Here is a 21,447-nt window from a genome sequence, read left to right on the forward strand (position 1 = left end):
TTAATTATTGCCTTTCCGCCACCATCTCACGAATCTGGCGTTTATAGTCTTCGAACTTCTCACTCTTGAATTCCGCGTAGTTCATCTGCTTGCACAGGTTGATGAGCTTCTTGAAATAATCCATGACTTCAAGGAAACCGTCGAACTTGTACTCGGCGCGGCAAATGTCCACCACCAGATTCAGGATGTCTTCCTGGCGTTCCATCGGTGTCACGGCATCCACCTCGTCGAAAGCGTCCTGCTGTAGGATAACATAGTCGATGACTTCCGACTTCCAGAATATCACGTGATACTCCACAGGTACGCCGTCGTCACCCAAGATATTAATCTGCTCGGCAATCTCCTTTCCTCTCAAAAGGCGTGTCTTGAGTTCGTTCACTTTCGCTGTCCATTCACCGTTAATGCGCTTCGATATATATTCTTCAAACTCGGGATATTCGATATACTTGGAATAAGAATCTATCGGGTTCACGGCCGGATAACGTTTCTTGTCCGCACGGTCCTGCTCCAACGCATAGAAGCAACGCGCCACCTTCTTTGTGTTTTCCGTCACGGGTTCCTTCAAGTTACCGCCGGCCGGTGAAACCGTACCGATGAACGTAATGGAACCCACTTCGCCGTTGTTCAAGTACACATAACCTGCACGACCGTAGAAGTTGGAAATGATGGCGGACAAATCCATCGGGAAAGCATCCGGACCCGGCAGTTCCTCCATACGGTTGGACATCTCGCGCAAAGCCTGCGCCCAACGTGAAGTGGAATCGGCCATCAAGAGGACGCGCAATCCCATGGAACGATAGAACTCGGCAATCGTCATGGCCGTGTATACCGATGCCTCACGGGCAGCCACAGGCATGTTGGACGTGTTGGCGATAATGATGGTACGCTCCATCAACTTGCGTCCCGTGTGCGGATCCACCAGTTCGGGAAACTCCGTAAAGATTTCCACCACCTCGTTGGCACGCTCCCCACAGGCGGCAATGATAACGATATCGGCCTCGGCCTGCTTGGAGATGGCGTGTTGGAGCACCGTCTTTCCCGTACCGAACGGCCCCGGAATAAATCCCGTGCCCCCCTCTACAATCGGATTCATCGTATCAATGGTACGTACGCCCGTCTCCAATAATTTAAACGGACGCGGCTTTTCCTTATAATTGGTCATGGCCACTTTCACCGGCCATTTCTGCACCATGGTCACGGCAATGTCCTCACCGTCCTCTCCCGTCAACACGGCTATCGTGTCTTCGCACAAATAGTCGCCCTCCGGAACAATGCTTTTCACCGTAGCCGCGCCCTCCATGGCTATCGGTGCCATGATTTTCAGGGGTTGGTAGTTTTCCTCCACCTCTCCCAACCAGGCTGAAGCCTCTACTTTGTCGCCGGGTTTCGCAATGGGCTTGAAATGCCACTTTTTGTCTTTATCCAACGGATAAGTGTACTGCCCGCGACGCAAGAACACACCTTCCATCTTGTCCAAGTCGTTCTGCAAACCGTCGTAGTTCTTGGAAAGCATCCCCGGCCCCAACGTCACTTCGAGCATGTGCCCGGTAAATTCAGCCTCAGCCCCGACTTTCATGCCCCGGGTGCTTTCAAACACCTGCACGTATGCATTCCGACCGACCACCTTAATCACTTCGGCCATCAGGCGGTCTCCGCCTGTCGTGATGTAGCAGATCTCATTCTGTGCCACCGGGCCGTCCACTTGAATGGTCACGATATTGGAGATGACTCCAATCACTGTACCTCTTGTTGCCATATCATTATTTTCGTTTTTTATTTCTTAAATTCTTGGGGAATCTCGACTTCGTCCTTCAGCTGTTCCACTAAACTGCGGAACACTTTCCCGCCGCGTTCCTTATCGATATGTGTCCATCGCTCTATGATGTCCAACTTGATGAGAAAGGCAAAGAGGCGTTCCACTGAAAAATAACAGAAGAAAGTACGGTTTTCCAACCATTCCCATTTCAACAAATCCAATTTACGTTCCTTCTCCACCGGGTCGGACATCTCATGGATACGTATCACGTCGTCCATATAATCCAGTTCCGTACCCAACCCGAAATCCCGTGCTCCCGAAACAGCCAAAGCCTTCGTCACCGCATCGTCGCCCACCAGATAGGAAACCGGATTGAATCCGTACTTCCGGGCCGTAAGGGCTATCAAGATATTGTTCACATTCCGGTTGAATGCGAACCAATCTTTTGTAAAACGATTCTTGAACGTGCCCGCATAACGGTAATATGCCGCCGAAAGGACATCTTCCGGCAAGCGTTCCTGCACTTCTTTCAAGGTAGCATACTCTGCCATAAACTCGTAAAAATAAGCAGGCAACACACGGCCTTGCTCATCGCCGGCCTTCACCTTCTCCATGGCTTCGGGCCACGCTTCACGCGGAAACATCGCCCGTTCATCAAACGCCGCCCCGTCTCCTTCGGCCAACCATGCCAACAAGTTGCGATGGTCGTAACGCAAGAAAAACAAAGCCACTAGCTTCTTATCTGTCTCGGAAAGTTGCGGCCAATAGTCCTCTTTGAAGTCTGCCACCGTAAAATTCAGTTTGGCATCATCGGGGGACACGTCGGGCATACTTGCCACTAAACCATAATAATTCTTCATGCAGATGGATTTAGAAGAGCATTTCTATCAATTTCGGACGGAGGAAATCCTTGAAATAAGCTGCAAATTCCTCTTCGCCGAAATTCACCTTATAAGAACCGTCGGACGGAGAAACCGAAAACGCGGCCGCCTTTCCGTTCACTTTCTCTATCTTCACCCCTTTATCCAACAAGTCTTTCGCGTGGGCACGGAAATAAGCGGTAAGCCCGTCGGCATCCGAAGCTGAAACCACCATGTCTCCGCCTGCGGCCCAACTTTTGGCTACAGCCACCATGAAATTCCCCATGAAATCCTTATTGCCGGTAAGTTCCCTCACCGCATCTTTTACCAATTTGTCGGAAACGACATTCACAATCTCCGATTTCAATGCACTCAAAGCCTGTCCCGCATACAGTTTCAATTCTGATTTCGTATTGGCCTCCAGTTCCTGAGCCTGCTTACGCGCCTTATCCACGATTTCATCCGCCTCCTTTCGTGCGTCCGCCACCAACTTATCGGCTTCCGCCTTTGCTTTTTCCACTAAGCGCATGCCCTCGGCATTCCCTTTTTCCACCCCTTCGCGATAAAGCTTATCGGTCAATTCTTGAATCTTTTCCATTGTATTTTCGGTTTATCTATTCGCCATTTTTCATTTTGTGCACTAAAAGTAGGCATATTTTCCCGTATGGCAAAGCCCAAAGAAAGAACATTTTCATCTATTTAAGGAAAACATGCTGAATAGCATAAAAATACAGAGAAAAAAGACAATGGCGTTAAATATTCTCTACCTTTTTTGAAAGATTATGCAAATAAAGCCTTATCTTAGCTGTCTCAAATTCCACGAATCCGTATATAAACCCAGATAACCTCCGACCAACCGTCATGGCAGAAAAGACACTAAAAGAAAAGACTGCAAAAGGCCTGATGTGGGGCACCATCAGCAGTGGGGTACAATTGGTGCTGGGCACCTTGTTCGGCATCTTCCTTGCCCGCATCCTCTCACCATCGGATTATGGCATGGTGGGTTTGCTGACCGTTTTCTCACAAATCGCCTCCATATTGCAAGACAGCGGTTTCCGAACCGCTTTAGCCAACCGCAGGCAAATCGTACACGAAGACTACAACGCCGTATTCTGGTTCAACGTGGCAACCGGTTGCGCCATGTACTTGTTGCTCTTCTTTCTGGCCCCGCTGATTACGGAATTTTACCAACAATCGGATGCTGCTGCCCATCAGGACTTGTCCGAACTGACCCCGTTGGCACGTTTCTCCTTTTTAGGTTTCGTGATGGCCAGCTTGGGCACGGCGCACTACGCCTACCTGTTCCGCACGTTGCAGGTCAAGCAAAAGGCCATCATCACCGTGATTAGCCTCACCACATCCGGCGCCATCGGCCTTACGATGGCTTTAAAAGGATACGCCTATTGGGGATTGGCCGCCCAAGGCATAGCTTTCACCACCTGCAACACCATTCTTTTCTGGTATTTCTCGAAATGGCGCCCCACCCTGCCGGTATCTTTCCGTCCCTTAAAAGAAATGTTCGGTTTCAGCAGCAAGCTGTTGGCCAACGACATTTGCAGCAATATCAACGGCAACATCCTGTCCGTCATGTTAGGACGTTTCTATGCCGTACACGATGTCGGACTTTATAACCAAGCCAACAAATGGACGGGCATGGTGAGTTCCATGGTAATCGGCACCCTAAAAGACGTAGCCCAACCCGTATTGCGCGATGTGGAAACGGAACGCGAACGCCATAAGCGGGTATTCCGCAAAATGCTACGTTTCAACGCTTTTTTGATTTTCCCGTCCCTCTTTGGAATGGCATTGATTTCGCGCGAACTAATCCTGATTACCGTCACAGAGAAATGGTTGGACTGCGTCCCCATCATGCAGATTCTGTGCATCGGGGCATTCACTGGACCGATACAATACTTGTGCGCCAACCTGGTCATCACCAAAGAACGTTCGGACTTGGTGCTATGGAACACCATCGGCACAGGCATCGCGCAGATTGGAGCCATATTCTTTTCTTACCCTTACGGCATCCAAACCATGGTGTGCGTGTACACTGCCATCAATATCGCCTGGCTCACCGTATGGTTCTATTTCGTCCGGCGCGAAATCGGCCTGCGCCTGTGGGAAGCCGTCCTCGACCTGTTTCCATACGCCGCAATGGCCGCGTTGGCAATGGCCGTGACCGCCTTTATCACTTCACCGATAGAAAACGCCTACTTGCTGTTAGGAACAAAAGTCTTCACAGCCGCCTTGCTTTATGGAGGACTGATGTGGCTTAGCGGTTCGGTCACGTTCAAGGAATGTATGAGCTACTTATTGAATAAAAAAAGAGCCAGATAAATCCGGCTCTTTCTACATACGAAATATCTTCTTATTTCCTTATCATCTTCTTACCGTCCACGATGTACACACCACGTTGCGGCAAATACGACCGCCAGTCCGTCCCGGGAGCATAAGTACCCACGTAACGCCCGTCCATGGTATAAACCGTAATCGGTTTGCCCTTCCCGTCGGACTTCATCCCAGAAATGCCACTGGCATCATATTCTATATCGAAGTCCGACCATATCTTATGGGCCTCGAACAGTTCATGATTCAGGCCGCTCACCTTCAACGTCACCGCCTTCAAATCATCAATACCGCTAAACGTATTGTTTTTAACAGCCGGTGCATCTTGCGTATCGGTATAAGCCGTATAATCAATGAGCTTCAGTCCAGTACAGTCGGCAAACGTGTAATTGTCGGCTACGAAACATGCCGGAAGTATCACCTCCTGCAAAGCCGCACAACCTTCGAACGCACCGACCGTGCTGCCCAACGACGTACAGCCGCTCAGGTCTGCTTTCTCTATGGCTGTTCCCTTGAAAGCCGCCTCGACGTCTGTTGCCCCAGTCAAGAGGCTCAGGTCGATATCCCTCAATGCTGTACAGCCCTCGAAAGCCTTATTCAGTTTCGTGAAATGTCCCGCCTCTTCTGCTGTTGGCATTATCACTTTCTCCAATGCCGTACAGTTATTAAAGATACCATATTCCTTAAGTCCCTGTCTCCAAAGTGGAGTATTCTCCGCAACCTTAATCCGGCTCATATCCAAGGTAACCAATGTGGCATTCGTCGTGACAAAAAGTCCTCCGTTATTCCCCAATGCCATAGAAAGCAGATTGAATGCATCGCTATCCCATTCTCCAGTCAACGTGACCGTCACGGCTTTCTTCAAGCTCGACGGGATATCCGAAGCGTCCACTACGAAGTCCGTCACCTTCTCCGGTTCCGTGTTGTAGAGATTCAGTTCGCTCCAATCCTCGTCGGCCGAGAACAACTTATAGGACTCATATTTCAAAGACAGGGTCACCGCCTTCAAGTCATCGATACCCATAAAGAAAGTCTTGCTCATCTCAGGTACTTCCGTCCCCTCGAAAGCCGTCCAGTCGATGGCCTTCAGCGCGTTACAATAGGCAAAGGTATTTTTCCCCATGGGGAATTGCACCGGCAACACCACGGAAGCCAATGCCTCGCAAGATTCGAAAGCATTGTCCACCGACACCAAAGCGGAAGAAGAAGACAGGTCTGCCTCCTCCAATGACGTACATCCTTGGAAGGCCATCTCCAACGAAGTCAATCCCGAACAACCGCCCAAATCTATGGTCTTCAAAGCGGTACAGTTTTGGAATGCCATCGTGAAATCCGTAAAATGGGCAGCCTCTTCCGCTGCGGGCATCACGACCTCTGCCAACACCTTGAAATTTCTGAATATGCCGTATCTGGAAAGCCCTTGCCAACAAAGCGACGTGCCTTCAACCACCTTTACCGCACTCATGTCTATTTTCTGTAACACAGTATTCTCACTAGTCCCGAACGCAGGGTTGTCCATCAGGGCCATACACAACAGGTTGAAAGCACTGCTGTCCCATGTACCGGTCAACGTAATCACAGTAGCCTTCTTCAATGAAGAGGGTATGTCCGAAGCATCCACCGTGAACTCCGTGGAAGGCTCCGGATTCAAATCCTCTAAGTTCAACTGGCTCCAAGAAGCGTCTGCCTTAAACAGCACATACTGCGGATGGTCCAGTTTTAACGTCACGCCCGAAAGCTCCACCCCGTCCCACATATCGGCATAAAAAACCGGCACTTCCACAGCCTGGCAAGCCGTCCAATCTATCTCCTGTAAAGCCGTACATCCGGAAAAGACCTTGGAAGCAGGGACGAACACGGCAGGCAACGTCACGTGAGTCAATGCCGTACAATTTTCAAAAGCCGAACTCCAGGCACTACTTTCCACCGCTGCCGTATTCGTGCCGAAATCCACCGTAGCCAGATGTTCACAACCATAAAAAGCATTATTGAACGTCTCCACATTCACACAGCCCGTAAGGTCCACTTTTTCCAACGCGCCGCAGTTCGCAAAAGCTTTCTCGAAAGACGTAAAATGAGCGGCTTCTTCAGCCACAGGCATCACCACCTCTTTCAAAGCCTTGCAACCGCTGAACACGCCATTGGAAGTAAAACCGGCACTCACATACAATGAGGTCCAGTCCGCAATAAACGCTTCACTGAGGTCAACCTTGGCCAATACGGTATTGGAGGCACCGATACCGTTCGTGCCCAAAGCCATCTTCAATTCCGAAAAATTCGAAGTTTCCCACGTACCCGTCAATTTCACAGCCTCCGCATCCCTTAACGAAGAGGGAATTTCGTCAGCCGGTACAATACGGGTATCTTGTGCGCCAAGTTGCAGCGCACAAGATACCATCAGCATAAAGGAAAATATTCCCCTATATAATCTTTTCATGGCCTTTTCATTTTAAAGTCAAAGACTTCCTAAGATTTTATTTCACCATGAATTTGTAAGTCACAGTTGCCCCGTCTATCATAAAACGTGCCACATGGACTCCGGCTGACAAGGCAGACACGTTCCAAGAAGAAGACGAAGCCGGAAGAATCATCACTGCAGTACCGTTCATGTCATATACCGTAGCAGAAGTCAGACGACCCGAAGTCCGTAAGGTCAGAAACTCCCCGTCAAAAGCCACAACTGCGTCAGCTTTGGCTTTCACATCAGCTACAGACATTTCGATTTCGTCCTGCGGACAGTTGATGACGATGGGCTTCAGTTTATAGGCCACTTGCAACTGGTCATTCGGGGTTTCATCGCCCAATTGTCCTCCACGGTTGCATCCCCAACCCCAAATATCTCCGTCCGTCGTCAGCATTACCGTATAATTCTGTCCACTTGACATTCCCGCAAATTTCAGACTGGATTTCAAAGAAGGATGAACCGGAACTTTTGCGAAAGGAATGTCCTTGTTTCCGTTGCCCAAACCTTTTCCATCACCCAATGCGCCGTCTGTATTTGAACCCAACATCCAGACTTTCTCGATAACACCGTCCGTTCCTGTGGCCACGCTCAACGTATTCTCACAACCGGATATGGTAAGAACCTTACCTTCAATGGACGTTACATGCGTAGGTGCCGTTATCTGCGGCACCGTCACCACCTCCACCGGATTACCTTCCGCTGTAGTCTCTTCTTCCGTCGGAGTATTGAATCCTAATAAATTATTGGCATTATCTCCCCAAGCCCACAACGTACCATCTTTCTTTACGGCATAGGCACGGAAATCTATCACAACAACTTGCTCCCAGTCTGTCTCGCTACCCAAACGGACCGGTGACAGTTGTTTACCTTCATGACCGAATAATTCACTATACATATTGAATCCCCAGCCCCACAATGAGCCATCGGTCTTCAAAGCCAATACGGATGAACAACCGGCAGCAACCTGTTTCCAGTCCATATCAGCCCCCACTTGCACCGGTGCCGTCTGTGCCTGTATATTGCCAATGCCCAGTTGCCCGGCCGAATTTTCACCCCACGCCCATAACGTACCATTCGTTTTGATAGCAAAACCACTATACCCCCAAAAACGAGAACAAGCCATATCGGCCCAATCGTTATCCGTGCCGATACGTGTCAAGACTTTATGGTCGATACCATCGTTTGTCCCCTGCACGCCGCTCTCATGAGTTCCAGCCGCCCACAAAGAACCATCTTCAGCCAAAAAGAAGCCGTATGCTTTCCCGCCAACGGCCTTTTTCCATACGCGGTTTCCATCTGCCAACGTCGGAGTGGCCGTACGTTCCGATACGCCATTTCCGCCCTGCCCCTTCTCGTTCCATCCCCAGGACCATAACGACCCGTCGGAACGGATAGCGTATGTCGTCGCATCACCTGCCGTTACAAACTTCCACGTATAATCCTCGGCATTTACCGCCGCCGTTCCGGCGAACAATGCACAAGCGGCAATCGCCCACATTTTAGTAAACTTTTTCATTTTCTCTCCAATTTAATATTAAACATAAACATTACTCGTTACACAACAATTTGGCTGCGCCGGATACTTTACCGCCTTTCATAAAACGTACCAGATAGATACCTTTGGCCAAATGGGCACGCACATCGGCTTGTCCGCCGTCCAACGCAGCGTTCACGACTTTCTCGCCTCCTACATTGTACACCACGGCTTGTTCCGCACCTTCCGAACTGAGCGACAAGACACCGTCCTTATATTGGGCGTGTGCCGGTTGCAAAGCTTCCACGCCTTGAATGCCCACACCTTCTTCCGTATGGGTGTCTATCACCGGACAAATCATGAAAGACTCGCCAAGCTGACCGCCGTAATAATTAATCGGACGAAGGTAATCATCCTCACCTTTCAAGCGGCAGTATGAATTGTGTGCCAACAGGTTACCGGCCATAGACTCATCCATCTCCACCGGCTTCACATCAATGTACAAGCGGAAATTTTCTTTGGACGGATCCGTTCCGAACCCTTCTATCGTCACCAAGAAGAAAGGCTTATCGGAAATCTTCAACGGTTCGGACAATTTAAATTCAGCCACGGCGGCCTTTTTCAGTTTCGTATCCGTTGTCTCTTTGATATCATCCATAGATAACGTAACGGCCTCCAAAGGCAAGCCCATCAACTGAATGCTGTTTTCTCCCGTCAATGGATACCAGATTTGCATCAGCAATTCCGCCCCCTCCTCATGTTTGGGCACTTCCGGCAGATAAGCCCGTACGCTGGTAATGGAAGCTTCAGGATGGGCAATCATGAACAAATTACCATACCCCACCAGATTCAAGCTGTTGGTTCCTCCTAAATATCCTGTTCCTTCTTGTCCGAACGGACGTTGGCCGATTACAGCCGTCGTGGCCGGATCTTTGGCATCCGTACCCAATCGCAACATATTGGAAGTACAAATTTCTCCCTTTCCTCCGACTTTAAGTTTACCGGGTGCCGTATAAGTATAGGTCTGCCCTGCTCCGTCCTTCACCGTCATGGTCGGGAAATCGTAGATACCGGACGTATTGTAAACCGCATCGGCATCCTGTGTTTCCAACTCCGTGGCATCCGCACCGGGAATAAACCAATGATAGTCTACAGCCTGCACGGAAGAATTGTCGATATAAGACACGGTTTCCCCCATCGGTGCCCACATATAAGCATCCCGGTTAATGACCTTATTAAAGGACAGGAAGTTACAACAGGCATTGTCATCCTGACCAATCATCCCCAGATTACGCAAACCGACCGGATAGCTATACTCAGCCCCCTCGGCATCCCGCGCCAAAGCACGCTTTGCCACCGGGGCATTTTCCGGTTCTGCCACGATGGCACGGGTCTTATAATCCACTTGAGCCGAAGCCGGAACAGCCAGCATTCCAGTCAAAGCCCATAATACAAATGTTTGTTTCTTCATATTTTTACTGATAAATTAAATTGATTATTGCTTGATTAAGGTAGGAATCACCATTGCCGGTGAGGGCAAGCCCTGAGGTTCGAGCACCAACCACATTTTCGCATCCGAAGCCGACACGACATAGAACATCCCATTCCGGGATGCCACCGTCACGCCTTTGGAATCGAACAAAATGCCCTTGATTTTCTTACAATACATGTTCTTGTTCAATGTATTGGCCGGAGCACCGTTGCGGATACCTTCCACGAACTTCACTTCATCAGCATCCTTCACCTCATTCCGTTTCACGGTAAAATTCCCCCACTCGGGCAAACCGTATTGGTTGTTCACCACAAAACTCATGGAATTGAGTACGGCCTGCCCTTGCGTACGACCAACTTCCGTCACATTCTCTTGCGTGTCCACCTGATATTTCAACGTATCCACCGTAGCCTCGGCATTGAAGAAAAACTCCGTACGCTGCCACTCCGGAAAATCTTTCGAGAATTGCAGCAACTGTAAAGTGGCCGCTGCACTCGCCCCTTTCATAAGGCAGTAAGGAGCTGCCAACAACTGTTCTACCGTCTGCCCCAGATTGAAGGGGCTGGAAGCCGCTTCTGCCAGTACCACATTACCATCCGACGTGACAAAGGTCTTCCGCGTGTTATCCCATTTCATTTCCGAAACAGTCACCCCGGCAGCCACAACCGGCGAAGCAAAGCGAAAACCGTCTGCCGTAAAATCCACCGGCACATTGCGGGTTTGCTCGTCTGCCGTCATCACATCCAGACTGCGCTTGTCGTTACCCAAGAACAACGTAGCGGCATCCTGTCCGCCCACCTGCAAGGTGTGGAAGAAAGTGATATCCTTCCCTCCGTCGATATCCAAGGCTGTTTCCAAACGGACATGCTGGATTTCTCCTTCGGCCGCCCGCGAAAGCTTGAAGTCATTTCCCGATTTGCGTCCCCGCACGTAAATCGTATCTTCCGTCACCTGGCACACCACGAACTCGAACTCTCCGCCCTTGCCTGTCCCCAACGGGTACTCCGAAGGGTCAGCCAAGTCATGCAGTATGGAATAAGTATCGAATGAAAGTACCGGACCTTCGGCATTGGCTATTTTATAAGTCGATTCGGAAGTCTCCCCTTCGGCATTTTCCATCGTTACACGTCCGTCCTTAAAACGCATCACGTAATTCACCATCGCACTGTTAGTCGGCGTATAATCGAAACGCCAACCGTACTCCGAACTCTGCAACATATTGTCGCACTCCGTGATGGCCGCCTCGATACGCGATGTCGCATCCCGGTCGAATACGTCATCCACCTCATTCTTGCAACTGCCGAGCACACAGGCCGCCCAAACGACCGCCACCATCATGGCCCATCCATGTTTTCTCATTTTCTTCATCGTTCAAGTCCTTATTTAATTACGTACCGCAGCCTTGATTGCGGCCACCACCTCTTTCTGGAAATCCTTCATATTGACCCCCCAGTTATTTTTCATATAAGCCACCACGATGGCCTCTTTCTTACGCAAGGCCTCCACAGCCGCCGCATTCCCCGCACTCTCTATCATATTGTTCCAGTCCTCCGGAGAATTTGTCAACATGATAGACACCATCTCCGCAAAGTCCTCGTCCGCACTCGAAGAAGCATAGGCCGTGATGAACCCTTTGCTCCTCGCCGTCTCGTCGTTCATCTGCATCCATGAAGAAGAATAAGAGGGAGTGATTTTCTCGAACTCTGCATCATATTCTACATTCTGGTGCAAAATATGGGCAAACTCGTGGTGCATCACATGGGCATACGACTGAATCTGCTCCAACTCGAAGTTGAAATCATTCACCGAATACAATACAATCTGCCGTCCGCCTTCGGCCGTACCTTCCGTCGTACTTCCGTCATCGTTATAACTGGCACTCCCCACCAAAAGGAGCTGCTTGGGTATGTAAGAACGTAAAGTCTGTTGTCCGACTTCCGCCGTGTAGGTATCCATCCACACTTTCTCTATCATCTCCAAAAACGGTTCCACCTGGGATTCACGCGGCGGCACCAAATTTTTCCGCATGTCATCGGACGACACGTCGCCTTGGTTCCAACGATACACGACCTCTACATTGTATGGCACCGTATAATGGTCATAAATATACTTGTCCGTCTCGCTCAGCGCATTATAATCGAACTCCGGTACATGTATATTCGACCCACCGAGGTCCTCCTTGTCGCAAGCCGTCAGGAAGGACAGGCACAATGCTGCAAATATGATAATCTTTTTCATCTGTTCGCTTTTTTTAATTATAGTTACTACCAAAGTTCCTTACCGGGGATTAGGAGCTACCCCGTACGAAATGACTTCTTCCGGAATCTGCACGGCACGGCGAAGGTCGCGACGTACCAACACATCGGTTGCCCCTGTCTGATAAGCTTCGTGGGTAATTTCAATGTCGAAACGCTTGATGTCGAACCAACGTCCGCCCTCCATCAACAGTTCCCTGCGACGGAAATCTACCGCACAGTTGACAAAAGCCATCTGCTTCCCACTCATCTGGTTCTCATAATAAGGATGCAACGGGGCAAACTTCTTGTAATAAGTCTCCACCATCGAGGGGGTAACGGGTTGGGCTATCGAATCGTAGTTCTTTATCTTATTCGTCAAAAACAGTTCGATGTCCTCGCAAGCCTCATCGTAACGTCCGGCCATGGCCAAAGCCTCGATGCGGTCGCACACTACCTCGTCGGTCGTGAAAAGGGGTTCCATCACGTAATACACACCACTGTTGGAGTTCACGCCGTCGCTCTTCAAATAGGGTTTCCACTTCATCATGGTCAAAGCCTCGCTAGACACATTATAAGCTTCGGCACGATAAGCCCACACTCCGTTCACCACATTGTCATTTTGCTGGAACAGGGAATTGTTGACGGCCGTAGAATACCCGTAACGATAGAACGACTGATCCACGGCAAACTGAGATACGGTGGATGCCAACAGCAAGTTCGCACTCTCCTGCACCGAAGTATAGTTTTTCTCCCGGTTGGCTGTAGACATCTGGATATACTCGTTCCAATTGCGCAACGTCGGGTTATCTCCCAAAGCCTCGTCTGCCGCTTCGATAGCTTTCTGCCATTCTCCGACATACAGATAGAAACGGCAGGCAAAAGCCTGGGCCGCCTCACGAGTGAAATGGTATTTCGGCGTGTCGCCGTATGCCTTATTGGAAATCAGGGGCAAGCCTTCTTCCAAATCCTTGCGGATTCTGTCGTATGTATCTTTCACCGACACACGCTCGTAATGCCCGAACACTTCTTTTTCCGGTTCCGTCACGTAAGCCACTCCCATATCGGTAGCGGCAAACGCAGGATTATAATGTTGCGCAAACACATTCACCAACATAAAATGATTGTAGGCCCGGCATAACAACGCCTCTCCTTTCTGTACGGAACAATCCACGCCTTTGGCCTCCAATTCTGCAATAGCTTCAAGTGCATGGTTGGCCGCCGCAATAGCCTGGTAACTGGCCATCCAGAAATAATTCGGGCTGTCCTGATATGTCATGTCGATGTCCTCCCAATAGAACGCCTGACGATTGGCCCGATTCCATTCGGGTTGCACATAAGGATCAAGCGTATTGCCCCGGTCAGTCACATTGTCCGACATGGACTCGGTGAAAAAGACACAGTTGGCATCGGGATAGGCAGAAACCAACAACTCCGATACAGCCTCGGGCGTGTCGATGACCGTACGGTTGTCGGGCACCTCGTCCAAAAAGTCGTTGCAGGCCGTAGAAAGCAAACCGGCACAAAACGCAGCTACATAGCACGATATATATTTATTTCTCATTTTCTTCTGTCTTGCAAATCATTAAAAACTGGTTCGTATAGATAAAGTCAACTGGCGCGGCAAAGGCATGGAAACCCCTCCGCTCTGGAAGAATTCCGGGTCCTGCCCGTTCAGTTTCTTGTCGGCATAGATGAGCCACAAATTGGAAGCCACCAAACGCAACTGCAAACGGTTCATGCCGATGGCTTTCATCCACTCCCCGTTGAAATCATAAGAAAGAGTGAGTTCTTTCAACCTCAGGAAACCACCGTTGGCCACACGGATGTCCGAATAGTTATAGGCATTATAGGCCACGTCCAGATTCTCGATATTCGCATACTGATAAGATGAAGGTATGGCCGGAATATTCGTGTAACGCTCATCGCCCGGCTTCATCCAACGGTTTTTCAAATCCTTCGGCATGGCACTGTAATCACCGTATGAAGCCGAGAAGTCCGGATCCAGGCGCAACTTATTGCCGGCCTGGAAGGTGAAATACAACCCCAACGTCCAAGCCTTATATTTGAACTGGTTGTCGAATCCTCCGGTCACGGTTGGATCCACCGAACCTTCATATTTCAAATACGTGGGATCCGTACTTTGGAAGTTGATACCCGTAGAGGTCAGTTCGCCTTTCTCGTTGATGAACTGTGGAATCCCTTGCCCGTTCAAACCTTTATACTGCAAAGAGAACAATCCCCGTACGGGATAGCCTTCCAACGGGGCACCTTCGGCCACCATCAAATCGAAAATGCTGGAAGTAGATTCCAGATTGGTAATCTCGTTATGATTGTAAGCGAACGTCAAGTTCGAAGTCCACGAGAAATCCTTGCGTTGGATATTCTTTGTATTCAGCGTGAACTCCACACCCCATGATTTCATGTCGGCATAGTTGGCATATTTCCACTTCTGTCCGCCCATGCCGCTGGTACGTATCAAACCGATGAGGTCGAATCCGCGACGGCTGTAGATGTCGGAACTCAAACTGATGCGGTTACGCAACACTCCGAAATCGAACCCGAAGTTGAACTCATATTGTTTCTCCCACGTCAAATCCTTGTTCTGCAAAGACTCGATATAAATCTGCGATTCCTTGTAACCGTCATCGCCACGGTAAGTGGTCGAGTTACGGAACACGGCCAAAGCGTTGTCTGCAGGCCCCATTGTAGCTGTCAATCCGTATGTGGCACGCAAAGAGAGGGTGGAAACCACATCCTGATGTTTCATAAACTCTTCTTCCAACATATTCCACGACCCCGACACGTTCCACGTAGGCAACCAACGAGCATCACGCGAACGTCCCAAGCGGTTGGAACCATCCATACGCCCCGTCAGGTTGAACGTGTAGCGTCCCTTATAAGAAAAGCTTCCGGTGGCAAAGAACGCCACAAAGCGGTCATAATATTGCGACAAGCCGTAATAATTATCACCGCCCAACAGCAACTGTTGTATGATACGGTAGTCTACGAAAGGCGTACCGCCACGGTCCCATTGGAACCCGTAACCGTTGTTGAAACCGGACTGGCGGTCGGCTGATTTCACTTCGGAACCGGCCATGATGTTGAATGGATGTTCATTGGCTATGAGTCGGTTATAATTGCCTGATACCCGGAAATAGTAACTTTTCAGGATATTGTTCGTCGTGTTATAAAAACCACCTTTTGGCATCACGACTTCAGGCACGGCATCCGGGTTATCCGGGTCACGATAGAGGAACTTGTTCTTTTCACGGATGGTCGCATCTCCCGCCGCACGGTAAGCCATGGCCAAATTGGAATTCCCCGTAATCTTATGCTCCTGAGTTGACTTCACATAACGGAAAGCACCAATGGCACTCAAGTCCAAGCCCTTGACCGGCTTGTAAGTCAGTTCCATCTGATACTTCATGTCGGTCATGTCCAAATCTATATAATTGTTCCTGGCTTCGTTCAGGATGTTGAACGGGGCATAATTCATGATATACGTCTCGTCAGGGCTCATCGTCCGGCTGGTATTCAACGCATAACTGAAAGGATTGATATCAAAGTCGCGCGAATACTCACCGCTCACCGGATCTGCCGTACGGTCCAATGTACCCGGCGCACGCTGGTTGCGCACCGACCCATTTACACTCACGCCAAACGTGAGCCACTTGCTGATGTCGTACGAGGCATTCACGTTGGCCGTGTAACGGCGAACCTTGTCCGACACGCTCCATCCCGGATCATCCAAAAAACTCATCGACACGTAATAACGGCTGCGGTCGGTACCCGAGGAGATGCTCACCGAGTTATTGCTTTGGATGGTGGGCCGGAACAGCTCCTTGAACCAATTGGTATTCCGCATCTCGGCCTTCTGCAAATAAGCCAAGCGAGCCGACTCCGTATTCATCAGTTCTCCCCTGTATATCAGGTCGTTCATCAGATAGAACACCCCGCCGTTCTCCGTACGCGCCATCTTGGAATGGTTGAACCACCCTTTATCTTCCAACTCCATCAGGACAGACATCTGGTCTTTGGAATTCATGATATTATACTGGCGGTAAGAGGGACGGGTACGCACGGTGAACTCACCCGTGTAACTGATACTGGCATGCCCATTCTTTCCTTTCTTGGTATTCACCACAATCACCCCGTTCATGGCACGCGCACCATACAATGCCGTGGCCGAAGCGTCTTTCAATATCTGGAAATTGTCGATGTCATCGGGATTCAACCCAGCCACAGCGGAACTGATCAGCGTGGCGGCATTACCGGAAGAAAGGTCATCGGCGGAAATCTCCACCACATCCTCCAACACGACACCGTCCACAACCCAAAGCGGCGTCTGGTTTCCATAGATGGAAGAAGCACCACGCACACGGATCTTCGGCGCAGCACCGAACGTACCGGACACGGACTGTACGCCCACACCGGCCGCCTTGCCTTGCAACATCTGGCTCACATCGCCCACACCGTCCACTTTCGCTTCTTCACCGGAAATACGACTGGCCGCACCGGTAAACAACTTGCGGTCGATTTTCTGATAACCGGTCACCACGACCTCGTCCAGTTTCTTTTCCTTGTCACTCATCACGACTTTCATCGGTGCATCTGCCACTGCCAATTCCTGCGGAGCCATACCGATGAAAGTAAATTGTAGCGTCTTGCCGTCCGTTGGTACATTCAGTGTGAACTTACCGTCCATGCCTGTAGCACACATGGCATCCGGATGTTCTTTGCAACGCACGGCCACTCCCGGAAGCGGTTCTCCCAGGTCGTCCAACACTACGCCTTCCACCCTTTTCTTCGCCTCCTCACCGTCTTTCTTCGCAGGGTATATATTTATTGTCCTATCCTTCACCTCGTATGACAACGGTTGGCCGGCCAAGATTTTAGCCAACACGTCATTGACACTCCCGTTCGTCACGTTCAGGCTGATTCTTCACGATAAATCCACATCGCCCACGTTCAGCCACAAGGAATAAGACGTCTGGGTATTCAATTGCTCCAAAGCCTCTTTGACGGTCACGTTATTCAGATTCAGTGTCACAGTGCCCTGCTGCGCCCAAACCGCTCCCGAACTGCAAAACAGGCTTAAAATCAGAAACCTTTCAAGTAGTTTTTTACGTTTTGCGTTAAACATTTCTCTATTTACTATGATTATTAAATGATTATTCTCCGATAAAGACCGTGTCGCCTTTGATCTGATAGGAAACCTGTTCGCCCCTCAACATCACGTCCAATATGGCAAAAATGTCTTTCCGGTTCCGGAAATCGCCATAATATTTTTCCTGCAATATTCCGGGATTCTTCACCACTATATTCACATGAAAAACCCGTTCCAACTCCTGCACAATCTGTTCCATAGACATCTCATCGAAAAACAAGGCTTCCTCACCTCCCGCATGCCCTGTCATTTCTGTTTCCGACGTGTCCTCGGACATGGATTCACCCCTTTGTCCCACACAAGTCCAAGCTACATCCGGTGCCGTTTCCACCACCTTCTTCTCCATCACATCCCTACTGCGGTCCAACACGACCTGTTCGCACGGCTTCAACGTCACGGTATGGGGCACACGTCCCGTCACACTCGACACATCCAGACTGCCGCGTACCAAAGTGACCTTGGCAAAACGTTCCTCCGGATAGGACTTGAAATTAAATACAGTCCCCGTCACCCGGACACGGATATCACCGGAACGAATAATAAAAGGTTTCTGCTTATCCTTAGCCACGTCAAACATTCCTTCTCCTTCCAACTGAAGTTCGCGGTCGGTCTGCCCGAATCCCGGACCCAATGTCAGACAACTTCCGGAGTTCAGCCAAACTTTGGTTCCATCGGCCAATATGATCCGTTCTTTCATCCCCTTCGGCACTTTGATTTCTCGCGCACATCCTTGCACAACTTGTTCCCCCGCCGCTTTACCTTGCTGTTGCCATACAGCCAGTCCGCCTCCCAAAAGGACGACCACCATTGCCGCACAGGCCACAAACTTCCGACTGAAAACCTTGTGAACGAAAGGAACCGGCATATTCTCTCCCTTTATACTTCTCAGGAAACGCCCGTATGCTTTCTTCCTTTCTTTTTCGAATACGGGCATACGCTTCCGAATGCCCATCCACCGATACAAAAGTATGCGGCGCTCGTAATACTTACGGTGCCCTTCATCTGCCGAAACCCATTCACGCAACACGTCTTCCGACTCCAGAGACAGCCCCTCCGACCATTGCTTCTCTATCAATGAATCTATATTGCTATTTGTTTCCACTTTGATGCTTTTTTCTTCTAAGACGAAACAAATAGACAGAATGGGTAGTATAAAAACAGAAATAATTTATTTATGCTTCAAAAAACAGCATAAACCGCCAAACCTTTCACAAGAAAGCCTATAGAAATTATGAATTAAAACCACAAGGCATGTTATCCTGACACGAGCATTTCTCAATTCAAAGAATGTAGCATCTTTGAAAGTAACATAAAAGACAATATTTGTAGCAAAATGTAAGACCCCAACTTATCCTGCAACTCCGCATGCGCCCTCTTCAGATGATATTTCACGGTATTCACCGAAATATGTAACATATCGGCTGCTTCCTGGTAAGTCTTATTCTCCATGCGCACCAGTATAAAAACCCGCCTACGTTCCTCCGGCATCTCATCAATCGCCCGGTCCAGCAACTCCGCCAATTCATCCGAAATCAATTGCTCGAACAAGTCCTTTTCGTCTGCCATTGCCCCTCCGAACATCCCGTCCAAGGAATCATAGTAACCTAAAAAGCCCGAGACCTGACGATGTGTCCTGAGATGGTCGATACATTTGTTGCGCACGGCACGTAAAAGATAAGCACGCAAGGAAGTCGTAATCACCACTTCGCGTTTCTTTTCCCAAAGGTTCAACAAAACATCCTCCGTCAAAGTCTGACATACGGCAGAATCATTCACATAATCCATGGCCACACTGCACATCAAAGCATAATAATCCTTAAAGACTCTCTCAAAAGCCTTTAAATCACCCTCTTTAATGTACTTGATTAACTCATTATCCCCTGCGTCCATGAACAGCTTAATTAAATAAGTCAAATACAAAGATAAAACAAATGATTTTATTTCCCTTATATCTAATTCACAAAAAATACGGGATATTCCGCTAAAAACGCAAAATACCCCGTCTATTTCATCCGGTTTCCCGATTTGCCAAACATGGTTATAATGGAGCTATTTCCAACACGCCTCCTTTCTCGCATTCAAAGCCGGCTTCCAATGTGGTGGTGCCGGAGGCTTTCATCGTCACGTTTGCCCCGGACTTCACCACGACCTTTCCCTGCGGCTGCGCCGTCGTCACCTTCTCCCCGGCCACGATATTTTCCCCCGTAACGGTATGCGTGGAAGTAAACGTCTGGTTTTGTACATAAACCACCCCGTCGTCTTGCACACGAGCCACGTAGGGCTTATAATCATGCTTGTCCACCGAAACAGAGCTGCTCTGCGGGACTTTTTCCAAAGCAGCCGCCGACACGTTTTCCACGGACGAGAAACAAGTGCCGTCCTCGGTAGCAGCCATAATGGTACAAGCCGTCCCCCATAACAAAAAGAACAGGTTCATCCAACGTTTCATAAGTGCCTCCTTCCTTATTGGGTAATGATCATACGCTTGGTGTCGATCACCTTGCCGTCGGCCACCAAGGCATAAAGGTACATCCCCGGGGCGAGGCTTCCGGCTTCAAGCGTCACGGAAGACTTGCCACGGCTCTGTAACGTCTTTTGATCTACCTGCGTGCCGTTCAAATCATAAATGTATAGGAATGCAGACTTCACGCTTTCCGGCAACGTATAGCGCACCACTGTCGTTTGCGTGAACGGGTTCGGGTCGTTTTGCTCCAATGCCGTGACATCCAATGCGTTGCCGCCGATGCCCGTTTCATTTCCGTTCCGGGCGCGCACATTATAGGTCTGCGCCCCTTGCAACGATACCACTTGTGCACGGAGTTCATTGACGGACTGCACCAAAAGTGGAATCATCTCTGTGTAGTTGATACAAAGGTCTCCTTCCTGACTTTCATAGATCAAGTCCGGATAGACTTCCTTCAGCACTGCGGCATCCAAGCCGTAATGTGTTTTCTCCAATGCCTGCACGTCTGTCACGGAACGGGGAGCTGCTGCCACGGTATCCCCCGATGCCGCAAAAGCCTGTGCCGCCTGCGGTTCGGACAGGTTATACTGCACGGCGGTCAACCGCGAAAGTTTCTCGCCCACCGACATGCTGTTCTCCCCGTCACTTTCAGCCGACAGGGGCATCACTGCCGAACGCCCCATCAAGGCAGACCGGGAAGCCGAAGGGGTCAGCACCGTACCGTAGAAATTCCCTGTAGTACGGACATCGCCTTGGAAGTAACCGGCATAACGTCCAGGAACTTTGACATCCAAATTATCTAATGCCCCAACTACAGCCGCTCCATTCTGAGTACTAGTCAAATTTCCATATACAGCATAATTATATCCCGATGTCGTAAAACCAGCCTGACCATAAACACCAAAAGCACGGCCTTTATTTAAAAGAAGACTATTCTTCGTTCCAACAGCACTACTCACTCCCATTAACATTCGAGTATCTGATGCAAAATTTCTAATTAGAATAGCCCTATTCCATACACCACTTTCCGTACATACCCCATCTCTTTCAATATACGCAGGCAAATTATTAGATTTCACAAACAAAGACTGGGTTGCGTCTCCCGCCCCACCTATTGCCAAAGCCGCATTAGGCGTTTCTGTAGTTTTAATACTTACATTCCCATTGGAATGCACTTTTAACTGTGC

General features: G+C 49.5%; 16 protein-coding genes. 1 reads left to right on the forward strand and 15 read right to left on the reverse strand.

Features of this window, described 5'->3' with window-relative positions; translation table 11 throughout:
* Positions 1-4: 4 nt before the first annotated feature.
* From HMPREF9442_RS05935 to HMPREF9442_RS05945, 3 genes are read right to left on the reverse strand one after another with little or no spacing between them, the layout of a single operon-like run.
* Positions 5-1,756, reverse strand: a complete 1,752-nt coding sequence (locus HMPREF9442_RS05935) for a V-type ATP synthase subunit A (protein ID WP_008626414.1) — start codon at positions 1,754-1,756, stop codon at positions 5-7.
* Positions 1,757-1,773: 17 nt separating this feature from the next.
* Positions 1,774-2,616, reverse strand: coding sequence for a DUF2764 family protein (locus tag HMPREF9442_RS05940; protein WP_008626415.1), 843 nt, complete (start codon positions 2,614-2,616; stop codon positions 1,774-1,776).
* Positions 2,617-2,626: 10 nt separating this feature from the next.
* On the reverse strand, positions 2,627-3,214 hold the full coding sequence (locus HMPREF9442_RS05945) for a V-type ATP synthase subunit E family protein (protein WP_008626416.1): 588 nt from the start codon (positions 3,212-3,214) through the stop codon (positions 2,627-2,629).
* A gap of 263 nt (positions 3,215-3,477) precedes the next feature.
* Here HMPREF9442_RS05945 and HMPREF9442_RS05950 point away from each other — a divergent pair, with 263 nt between their 5' ends.
* Complete coding sequence (locus HMPREF9442_RS05950) at positions 3,478-4,953, forward strand: lipopolysaccharide biosynthesis protein (protein WP_008626419.1); 1,476 nt, start codon at positions 3,478-3,480, stop codon at positions 4,951-4,953.
* A gap of 31 nt (positions 4,954-4,984) precedes the next feature.
* On the opposite strand, the gene HMPREF9442_RS05955 is transcribed toward HMPREF9442_RS05950, so the two are convergent.
* The 12 genes from HMPREF9442_RS05955 to HMPREF9442_RS06005 form a co-directional block, all read right to left on the reverse strand.
* A complete protein-coding gene (locus HMPREF9442_RS05955) occupies positions 4,985-7,399 on the reverse strand; it encodes a leucine-rich repeat protein (RefSeq protein WP_008626421.1) in 2,415 nt (804 codons plus the stop codon).
* A gap of 37 nt (positions 7,400-7,436) precedes the next feature.
* On the reverse strand, positions 7,437-8,942 hold the full coding sequence (locus tag HMPREF9442_RS05960) for a T9SS type A sorting domain-containing protein (RefSeq protein ID WP_008626424.1): 1,506 nt from the start codon (positions 8,940-8,942) through the stop codon (positions 7,437-7,439).
* Between the two features lie 31 nt (positions 8,943-8,973).
* Positions 8,974-10,371 (reverse strand): T9SS type A sorting domain-containing protein, encoded by a 1,398-nt coding sequence (locus HMPREF9442_RS05965; RefSeq protein ID WP_008626426.1) that lies wholly within the window; start codon positions 10,369-10,371, stop codon positions 8,974-8,976.
* A gap of 24 nt (positions 10,372-10,395) precedes the next feature.
* Positions 10,396-11,760 (reverse strand): DUF4302 domain-containing protein, encoded by a 1,365-nt coding sequence (locus HMPREF9442_RS05970; protein WP_008626428.1) that lies wholly within the window; start codon positions 11,758-11,760, stop codon positions 10,396-10,398.
* A 15-nt stretch (positions 11,761-11,775) separates the two neighbouring features.
* On the reverse strand, positions 11,776-12,630 hold the full coding sequence (locus tag HMPREF9442_RS05975) for a putative zinc-binding metallopeptidase (RefSeq protein ID WP_008626430.1): 855 nt from the start codon (positions 12,628-12,630) through the stop codon (positions 11,776-11,778).
* Between the two features lie 39 nt (positions 12,631-12,669).
* On the reverse strand, positions 12,670-14,190 hold the full coding sequence (locus HMPREF9442_RS05980) for a RagB/SusD family nutrient uptake outer membrane protein (protein ID WP_008626431.1): 1,521 nt from the start codon (positions 14,188-14,190) through the stop codon (positions 12,670-12,672).
* Between the two features lie 21 nt (positions 14,191-14,211).
* Positions 14,212-17,556: a SusC/RagA family TonB-linked outer membrane protein gene (locus tag HMPREF9442_RS05985; protein ID WP_008626433.1), complete on the reverse strand. Its 3,345-nt coding sequence runs from the start codon at positions 17,554-17,556 to the stop codon at positions 14,212-14,214.
* Positions 17,557-17,571: 15 nt separating this feature from the next.
* Complete coding sequence (locus tag HMPREF9442_RS16695; protein ID WP_008626434.1) at positions 17,572-17,772, reverse strand: hypothetical protein; 201 nt, start codon at positions 17,770-17,772, stop codon at positions 17,572-17,574.
* Between the two features lie 28 nt (positions 17,773-17,800).
* Positions 17,801-18,898 carry a FecR family protein gene (locus HMPREF9442_RS05990; RefSeq protein ID WP_008626436.1) on the reverse strand — a complete coding sequence of 366 codons (1,098 nt, stop codon included), beginning with the start codon at positions 18,896-18,898 and terminating at the stop codon, positions 17,801-17,803.
* A 173-nt stretch (positions 18,899-19,071) separates the two neighbouring features.
* On the reverse strand, positions 19,072-19,686 hold the full coding sequence (locus tag HMPREF9442_RS05995; RefSeq protein ID WP_008626438.1) for an RNA polymerase sigma-70 factor: 615 nt from the start codon (positions 19,684-19,686) through the stop codon (positions 19,072-19,074).
* A 148-nt stretch (positions 19,687-19,834) separates the two neighbouring features.
* Positions 19,835-20,245, reverse strand: coding sequence for a hypothetical protein (locus tag HMPREF9442_RS06000; RefSeq protein ID WP_008626440.1), 411 nt, complete (start codon positions 20,243-20,245; stop codon positions 19,835-19,837).
* A 14-nt stretch (positions 20,246-20,259) separates the two neighbouring features.
* The gene (locus HMPREF9442_RS06005) at positions 20,260-21,102 is read right to left on the reverse strand and encodes a T9SS type A sorting domain-containing protein (RefSeq protein WP_253271040.1); all 843 of its coding nucleotides are present in this window, start codon (positions 21,100-21,102) and stop codon (positions 20,260-20,262) included.
* Between the last annotated feature and the right edge of the window lie 345 nt (positions 21,103-21,447).

This window comes from Paraprevotella xylaniphila YIT 11841, from assembly GCF_000205165.1.
Lineage (GTDB): Bacteria > Bacteroidota > Bacteroidia > Bacteroidales > Bacteroidaceae > Paraprevotella > Paraprevotella xylaniphila.